The sequence below is a fragment of the Halomonas sp. McH1-25 genome (genome assembly GCF_022348165.1).
Taxonomy (GTDB): Bacteria; Pseudomonadota; Gammaproteobacteria; order Pseudomonadales; family Halomonadaceae; genus Modicisalibacter.
The window spans coordinates 197,316-205,244 of record NZ_JAKRFI010000009.1; the positions used below are offsets into that span (position 1 = coordinate 197,316).

At 59.9% G+C, this 7,929-nt stretch carries 6 protein-coding genes; 4 read left to right on the plus strand and 2 right to left on the minus strand.

All coding sequences use genetic code 11. The features are described 5' to 3' along the window. Positions 1-113 precede the first annotated feature (113 nt). Positions 114-1,736: an alpha,alpha-trehalase TreF gene (gene treF / locus MHM84_RS19380; RefSeq protein WP_239268320.1), complete on the minus strand. Its 1,623-nt coding sequence runs from the start codon at positions 1,734-1,736 to the stop codon at positions 114-116. Between the two features lie 558 nt (positions 1,737-2,294). Between treF and MHM84_RS19385 the strand changes: the two genes are divergently transcribed. Further along, positions 2,295-4,019, plus strand: a complete 1,725-nt coding sequence (locus MHM84_RS19385; RefSeq protein ID WP_239268322.1) for an acetolactate synthase 3 large subunit — start codon at positions 2,295-2,297, stop codon at positions 4,017-4,019. Then, a complete protein-coding gene (gene ilvN, locus MHM84_RS19390) occupies positions 4,019-4,510 on the plus strand; it encodes an acetolactate synthase small subunit (protein WP_019020239.1) in 492 nt (163 codons plus the stop codon). Before MHM84_RS19385 ends, ilvN begins: the two co-directional genes overlap by 1 nt. Positions 4,511-4,566: 56 nt before the next feature. On the opposite strand, the gene ilvY is transcribed toward ilvN, so the two are convergent. Continuing rightward, positions 4,567-5,451 (minus strand): HTH-type transcriptional activator IlvY, encoded by an 885-nt coding sequence (ilvY, locus tag MHM84_RS19395; protein WP_239268324.1) that lies wholly within the window; start codon positions 5,449-5,451, stop codon positions 4,567-4,569. A gap of 160 nt (positions 5,452-5,611) precedes the next feature. On the opposite strand from ilvY, the gene ilvC reads away from it, so the two are divergent. After that, positions 5,612-6,628 (plus strand): ketol-acid reductoisomerase, encoded by a 1,017-nt coding sequence (gene ilvC, locus MHM84_RS19400; protein WP_239268326.1) that lies wholly within the window; start codon positions 5,612-5,614, stop codon positions 6,626-6,628. A 158-nt stretch (positions 6,629-6,786) separates the two neighbouring features. Continuing rightward, on the plus strand, positions 6,787-7,650 hold the full coding sequence (gene pssA / locus MHM84_RS19405; protein WP_239268328.1) for a CDP-diacylglycerol--serine O-phosphatidyltransferase: 864 nt from the start codon (positions 6,787-6,789) through the stop codon (positions 7,648-7,650). Positions 7,651-7,929 lie beyond the last annotated feature (279 nt).

A 7,929-nucleotide genomic window follows, 5' to 3' on the forward strand; every position in this document is an offset into this window, starting at 1 on the left:
GTCCTATGGCCCTTTTCGGCCCGCCGTTAGGCGGGCCTTTTTATGGCGACTCGAGAGGAAAAGCGTTCATACGAATGGAGCGAAGCCTTGGGCAGGCTGCGCTCGGATCGGCATCAGGCAAAGGAGGGGGCGTCAGGCATCGGCTGTGGCTGTGTCTGGGGATAGAGCGCCATCAGTTTGCGCAGTACACCGTTGGTCCAGCCGAACCCGTCCTGGGCGGGATACTCCCCGCCACCGGCATGCTGATTGGTCCATACGTCGTATTTCTCGAGCAGCTTGTGCTCAAGCGAATAGCGCTGCAGGTTGGTGGCGATCCAACGCTCGGCGATAGTGCGTGCCAACGCATGCTCACCATAATCGCGTAGGCCGCCGATCGCCACCCACTGCAGCGGTGCCCAACCATTGGGGGCGTCCCATTGCTGGCCGGTCTTGCAGGTCGTCGTCGCCAGGCCGCCGGCCTGAAGCAGCTCGCGCTCGAGCAGACGGGCAGTGCATTCGGCCTGGTGTGCGCTGGCGATGCCGTAGTAGAGCGGGAAGGCGATGGCCCCGTTGATGCTCTCGGTCAGTTGCGCTTCCTGCCAGAGATAATCGCCGAAACGCTCCTGGTCGGCATCCCAGCAGTAGCGATGGATGGCCTGGAGCCGTGCATCGGCCAGTTGGCGGTAATGCGCCGCCTGGGCATGGCTTCCGTTGAGCTGATGGGCATAGGCCAGAGTCGTTTCCAGATGATGCAGTAGAGTGTTCAAATCCACCGGCACGATATCCACGGTGCGGATCGTGTTCATCGTTGCACCATCGGCGAACCAGCGAGACGAGTAATCCCAGCCGCTCTCCGTCGCAGCACGCAGGTTGCGCCACACGTCGATGTGCGGGCGGGTGCCGGTCTCGGCGGTGCCGACGTCTTCGTGGTGGGACTCCTGGCGCGGTATGCACAGGTCGTCCCAGTGGCGATTGAGCAGCGTACCGTCATCGAGCCTTACCACGCGCCGGTGCGCCTGGCCTGGAGCCAGGGACTCCGCGCCGTCCATCCAGTAGGCGTGTTCCTTTTCCATCTCGGGGAGGAAACGCTGATAGGCATGGCCGTCATGACGCTCGGCCAGGCGCTTGACCATGCTCGAAAACATGGGCGGCTGTGAGCGGGTCAGGTAATAGGTACGGTTGCCATTGGGTACATGACCGTACTCGCGGATCAAATGAGCCAGGTTGTGCACCAGATTGCAGGCCAGGTCATTGCGCCCGCTCTCCTCGAGCCCCAGCATGATGAAATACGAGTCCCAGTAGTAGATCTCGTTGAAGCGCCCGCCCGGGATCAGGTAGGGATAGCGCAGCCGCAAGCGTGATGACAGCGGCGGCGTTTCGCGCAGTGGATGCCGGGTCAGGGCCGACCATAGAGCATCGATGTGCTCGGTAATGTCACGGCCGGGCACGGAGCAATAAACTTCGTCCGGCAGGGTTTCCGAACGGAAATAGGTATTCACGAAGGCGAGTAGCGCCGCATCGTCGAAGCCGGGCTCGTGTTTGAGCCGATGAAACTCGTTGAGAATCACCTCGGGCGTGCTGTTCGGCACCAGATCCACGAAGGTCTTGCTGTCCGTGAATATCTGGCGCTCCTGAACGGCATAGAACAGCTCGCCCCACAGTAGGTTGGGGGGCAGCGTAATATGCGACCCGAGAGGTGTCGCGAGGTCTTCCAGCGGCTTGACGCAGGCATTGCCATCCTGATGATATCCCGGCACGCACGCTGTACCTCCATGGGATGTGTCAAGTGTCTGGAGTGGCCACTCGTTATGCATCGCACCCCGCATCACTTACCTCCCTTCGGGTTTCGACTTTCGTCTAAGTGATTTTTGAAAAATAAAGTATGAAGAAGACCGCTTGGTCTTCAAGCTTATGTCGAAATGTTCACATTCAATGGCTCGATAAAGCTGCGCTTTATGGGCCTGGTCGTGGATTCACGGTTGACAGCGGCCGGGGGCTATTGGAATCTTGTCCGTTCCTGATTCATGGGCGTGGCGCTGCCGGGCGATCCCCGAATGCTGCGTGAAGGGTAGGTCCGCCGACCTTTACCCGCCTGTTAAGGATTTTCCGGGTTCGGGCTAACCGCCTGGCCTGGCCTAACCCCCGACGCGGCGATCCGTCGCGATGAAGAGTGCAGGCCCTATCCGGGTCGGACAACGCCAGGGTTTGGCATCAGGTGCCGGCAATGGCCGGCAGCGGCGTACCGCCGCACTCGATATTCGCCACCGCGCCAGGGGGCGAATTGGCACTCGAGACCTCCAGGGGAGATACCAACTGTGGAACTGCTTTCCGGCGCCGATATGATCGCCCGCTTCCTGAAGGATGAGGGCGTCGAATATATCTACGGCTACCCGGGCGGGGCAGCCTTGCATATCTACGATGCACTGTTCCGTCAGGACGATGTTAAACATATTCTCGTGCGTCATGAACAGGCCGCGACCCATGCCGCCGACGGTTATGCCCGTGCTTCGGGCAAGCCCGGGACCGTGCTGGTCACGTCGGGGCCTGGCGCGACCAATGCCGTCACCGGCATCGCCACGGCCTACATGGACTCGATCCCGATGGTCGTACTGTGTGGTCAGGTCGCCAGCCACCTGATCGGCGAGGATGCCTTTCAGGAAACCGATATCGTCGGCGTGACCCGGCCGATCGTGAAGCACAGCTTCTCGATTCGCCACCCGTCGGAGATTCCGACGGTGCTCAAGAAGGCCTACTATCTCGCGGCTTCGGGACGCCCGGGCCCGGTGGTGGTCGACATTCCCAAGGACATGACCGCCCCCACCGAGCGCTACGAATACGTCTATCCCAAGAAGGTCAAGCTGCGCTCGTACAATCCGGTCACTCGCGGCCATACCGGCCAGATCAAGAAGGCCGTGGAGATGATGCTCAAGGCGCGTCGGCCGGTGTTCTATACCGGCGGTGGCGTGGTTACCGGGCAGGCCTGCGAAGGTCTGACCGACTTGGTCCAGCGCTTGGGTTACCCAATCACCACCACGCTGATGGGCATCGGGGCCTACCCGCAGAACGATCGTCAGTCGCTGGGCTGGCTGGGCATGCATGGCTCTTATGAGTCGAACATGGCCATGCATCATGCCGATCTGATCGTTGCCATCGGGGCACGCTTCGACGATCGCGTCACCAACAACACCTCGAAGTTCTGTCCGACCGCCAAGATCATCCATGTCGATATCGACCCCAGTTCGATTTCCAAGACCGTGCGTGCCGATGTGCCCATCGTCGGACCGGCGGGCAGCGTCATCGACGAAATGATCAGCCTTGTCCAGGGGCGTGAGCCAAGCAATCCGGATGCACTCAGCGAATGGTGGGAGAAGATCGAGGGTTGGCGCGAGGAACGGCGCGGCAAGCTCTACGATCCGTCCGAACCCGGCGAGCCGCTCAAACCCCAGCAGGTGATCGAGACGCTGTGCCGTGTGACCCGTGGCGAGGCGTTCGTGACCACGGATGTCGGCCAGCACCAGATGTTCGCTGCCCAGTACTACAAGTTCGACAAGCCCAATCGCTTCATTACCTCGGGCGGCCTGGGCACCATGGGCTTCGGCTTTCCGGCAGCCATGGGGATCAAGCTCAGCTATCCGGACGACGACGTGGTCTGCATTACCGGCGAAGGCAGTTTTCAGATGATGATGCAGGAACTGTCGACGTGTAAGCAGTTCGGGGTCGGCGTGAAGATCGTCAACCTCAACAATGGCTCACTGGGCATGGTGCGCCAGTGGCAGGATCTGAACTACAAGTCCCGTCACGCGCATTCCTACATGGAGTCGCTGCCGGACTTTCAGAAACTGATCGAGGCTTATGGTTTCACTGCGCTGAAAGTAGAACGTCAAGAGGATCTCGAGCCGGCGCTCGAGCGGGCTTTTGCCCATAAGGACGAGCTGGTGTTCCTCGACATCTATGTCGACCCGCGCGAGCACGTCTATCCGATGCAGGTGCCCCTGGGCTCCATGCGTGACATGCTGCTTTCGAAGACGGAGCGGACCTGATGCGCCATATCATTTCGATCCTGATGGAAAACGAACCCGGCGCCCTGTCCCGCGTGGTGGGGCTGTTTTCTCAGCGTAACTTCAACATCGAGTCGCTGAACGTGGCGCCGACCGAAGACAGCACCCTGTCGCGCCTGACCGTGACTACGGTGGGCGACGATCGGGTGATCGAGCAGATCACCAAGCATCTCAACAAGCTGATCGACGTGGTCAAACTGGTCGATTTGACCGAGGGCAACCACATCGAGCGTGAGCTGATGCTGGTCAAGGTCAAGGCTCTCGGGGCACAGCGTGACGAGGTCAAGCGCACGGCGGATATTTTCCGTGCCCAGATCGTCGATGTTACACCGAGCGTCTATACCGTCCAGATTACCGGCGATGCCGGCAAGTTGGATGCCTTCCTGCAGGCCATGGCGCCCATTGGTATTCTCGAGGTGGCGCGCACCGGCGTGTCGGGAATCTCGCGAGGCGACAAGATTCTGAGCCTCTAGGCTCTCACCGGTCGATTCAAGCCGCTCTTCGGAGCGGCTTTTTCGTGCCCGGCGTGTCACGTCGCCGTCTGTTCCCACAGGGCGCGAATCAGCGGGTTGCGAAGTTTCTTTTCGGTGACGCACAGGCCCACGTCGTAGGGGGGCAGTTCCGGCTGAACGTCGAGCAGCCTTACACGGTCGGCCAGAGGACTGTTGTCGAGCACGATCTTGGGAACAACGCCGATACCGAAGCCCAACCCGACCATGCTGACGATGGCCTCGTTGCCGGCGACCTGGGCATAGATGTGCGGCTTGATGCCAAGGTTGCGAAACCAAGCATCGGTGCGTTCGCGGGCCAGGCCGGACTCCGAGAGGATCATCGGCGCACGTGACCACTCGTCGGCGCTGGGCCGGGCCGTCGAGGCCGGTAGCCAGTCGGCCGCTTCGCTGGGCGCAATGAAGACCAGCGGCGATACCGCGATGGGTTTGAAGGCGAGCTGGGTGGGCAGGGTTTCCGGGCGGGCCGTGATGGCCATGTCCTCGTCGCCACCCAGCACGCGACCAATGGCATCGGCAGGATCGCCGGTATGCAGCTTGAGCTCGATGCGCGGGTAGCGCAGACGAAACTCGCTCAGCAGCTCGTACAAAAAGCTGTAGCTCGCCGTGACCGAGCAATAAATACTGATTTCACCGGCAAGCTCGCCAGCTTCCTCCATCAGCGAATGGCGTAGCAATTCCCACTGCTCGAGGGCATCGCGCGCGTACTGTTGAAAAAGACGGCCCTCCTGGGTCAGTTGCACCGTCCGGTTGTCGCGCTCGAAAAGACGTGCACCCAGGCTATCCTCCAGTTGTTGTACGGTGCGGCTCAGTGTGGATGGGCTGACGTGGCAGGCATCGCTGGCGCGTCCAAAGTGCAGGGTGTCGGCTAGCGTCAGGAAATGGCGTAACGGGCGCAGGTCCATTCGTATTTCACTTTTTGAATCGTTGCATTGCAAATATAGCGTTTTACGCAATGATTTGCCTGGCGTATCGTGGCCGCCATTGCCAAGACACCAGCGCTGCACAAGATAGCGCGGCCATCAACGCTGACACATCTCACTTTTGCCGATTGGAGCTCCAGACATGCGCGTTTATTACGATAAGGATTGTGACCTTTCGCTCATCCAGGCCAAGAAGGTCGCTATCGTCGGTTACGGTTCTCAGGGCCATGCCCACGCCAATAACCTCAAGGAATCCGGTGTCGACGTGACCGTCGCCTTGCGTGCCGGGTCGTCTTCTGCCAAGAAGGCCGAAGCCGCTGGCCTCAAGGTCGCCACGGTTGCCGATGCCAGCCGCGAAGCGGATGTGGTCATGGTCCTGGCGCCCGACGAGAATCAGAAAGCCATTTACGAAAACGAGATCGAGCCTAACCTGAAGCAGGGCGCGACATTGGCATTCGCGCATGGCTTCAACATCCATTACAACCAGATCGTGCCGCGTAGCGATCTCGACGTGATCATGATCGCACCCAAGGCGCCTGGGCATACCGTGCGCTCCGAGTTCGCCAAAGGTGGCGGCATTCCCGACCTGATCGCGATTCAGCAGGACGCTTCCGGCCAGGCCAAGGAAATTGCCTTGTCCTATGCAGCGGCAATCGGCGGCGGTCGTACCGGTATCATCGAGACCACCTTCAAGGACGAGACCGAAACCGACTTGTTCGGTGAGCAGGCAGTGCTTTGCGGCGGTGCCGTCGAACTGGTCAAGGCCGGTTTCGAAACCCTGACCGAGGCGGGGTACGCGCCGGAAATGGCCTACTTCGAGTGCCTGCACGAACTCAAATTGATCGTCGACCTGATGTACGAGGGCGGCATCGCCAACATGAACTACTCCATTTCCAACAATGCGGAATATGGCGAGTACGTGACCGGGCCCGAGGTCATCAACGATGAGTCCCGTGCTGCGATGCGCAATGCGCTCAAGCGTATCCAGACCGGTGAATACGCCAAGATGTTCATCCAGGAAGGCAACACCAACTACCCCTCGATGCATGCCCGTCGTCGTCTCAACGCTGAGCATCCCATCGAGCAGGTCGGTGAAAAGCTGCGTTCCATGATGCCTTGGATCGCCGCCAATCAGCTGGTCGACAAGAGCAAGAACTGATCGGCGATTGCCAATTGGCGAGACCGGACGAAGGCGCGGATTTCCGCGCCTTCGTCATTTCGGGTTGGCGCAAAGGCGATGTCAGCGCCTATCGTTAGGGGCGGCAGGGTGTAGAATGCAAATTCATGCTCAGGTATGGCAATGGACGACGAGACTTTATGACTCAGGATAGTAAGCACCCCGAATCCGATTCCTCTGCACACCAGTTCAGTTCCGAGTTCTCTGAGTTCGCGCGGGAGACCGACGTTGTCGAGGAAACGGTCGAGAACGGCAAGAAGGTCCGGCGTCGCGGCATCTATCTGTTGCCCAATTTGTTCACGACGTCAGCGCTGTTTTCCGGTTTCTATGCCGTAGTCGCCGCCATCAACGGCGATTTTACCGCTGCAGCTGTAGCGGTGTTCGTGTCGATGGTGCTCGACGGTCTCGATGGCCGTGTGGCCAGGATGACCAACACGCAGAGTGCGTTCGGGGCCGAGTACGACAGTCTCGCAGACATGCTCTCTTTTGGTGTGGCGCCGGCGCTGGTCGCCTTCACCTGGATATTGCAGGACGTTGGTAAGGTCGGTTGGATTGCCGCTTTCGTCTATGTGGCTTGTGCGGCGCTCCGTCTGGCGCGCTTCAACGTGCAGATCGGTTCCGCCGACAAAAAGTGGTTCATTGGCCTGCCCAGCCCATCGGCCGCCGCCCTTGTCGCCGGTTGCGTCTGGGTCTTCCATAGCTTCGACGCAGAGGCGTTCTCCTTCAAGCTGCTGATGACGCTGGTGGTTGCAGCGGCGGGCGTGCTGATGGTGAGCAATATACGCTACTACAGTTTCAAGGAAATCGACCTCAAGGGGCCCGTTCCGTTCGTCGCTTTGCTGGCGATTGTGTTGGGCTTCGTGGTGATCTCGCTGGAACCTTCCGTGATGCTGCTCATCCTGTTCGGTTGCTATGTGGCGTCAGGTCCGGTGATGGCTACCATGCGCAAGCTCAAAGGCCAGCCGGCACCCGATCAGGCGACTGCCGAAAAGCCGAGCGAGTGACCAACTCTTTCCTTGAAAACGCCCGCCCTGTGCGGGCGTTTTGTTATCCACACCCGGTTGGCTGCCGGCGCAGGAAACCCGTTGTGGATAATGTCGTCACGCGAAGGGGTGACGACGGCATGACATTTACGACAATTTTTTGTGATGAAGGGCTTGCCAAGTCGCCTGGCGATCCGTAAAGTACGCATCCGCTGCTGACGACGGGCACACGTTGTTGGCGGTGAGGGTGGCGCAAGGCGCTGTTTCTGTTGGGGTTTTTCTCGGTTCGCTGAGAAAGAG

Coding starts and splice junctions, on each gene's coding strand:
- ilvN (WP_019020239.1), top strand. CDS start 4,019: ATGCGCCATATCATTTCGATCCTGATGGAAAACGAACCCGGCGCCCTG.
- ilvY (WP_239268324.1), bottom strand. CDS start 5,451: ATGGACCTGCGCCCGTTACGCCATTTCCTGACGCTAGCCGACACCCTG.
- pssA (WP_239268328.1), top strand. CDS start 6,787: ATGACTCAGGATAGTAAGCACCCCGAATCCGATTCCTCTGCACACCAG.
- ilvC (WP_239268326.1), top strand. CDS start 5,612: ATGCGCGTTTATTACGATAAGGATTGTGACCTTTCGCTCATCCAGGCC.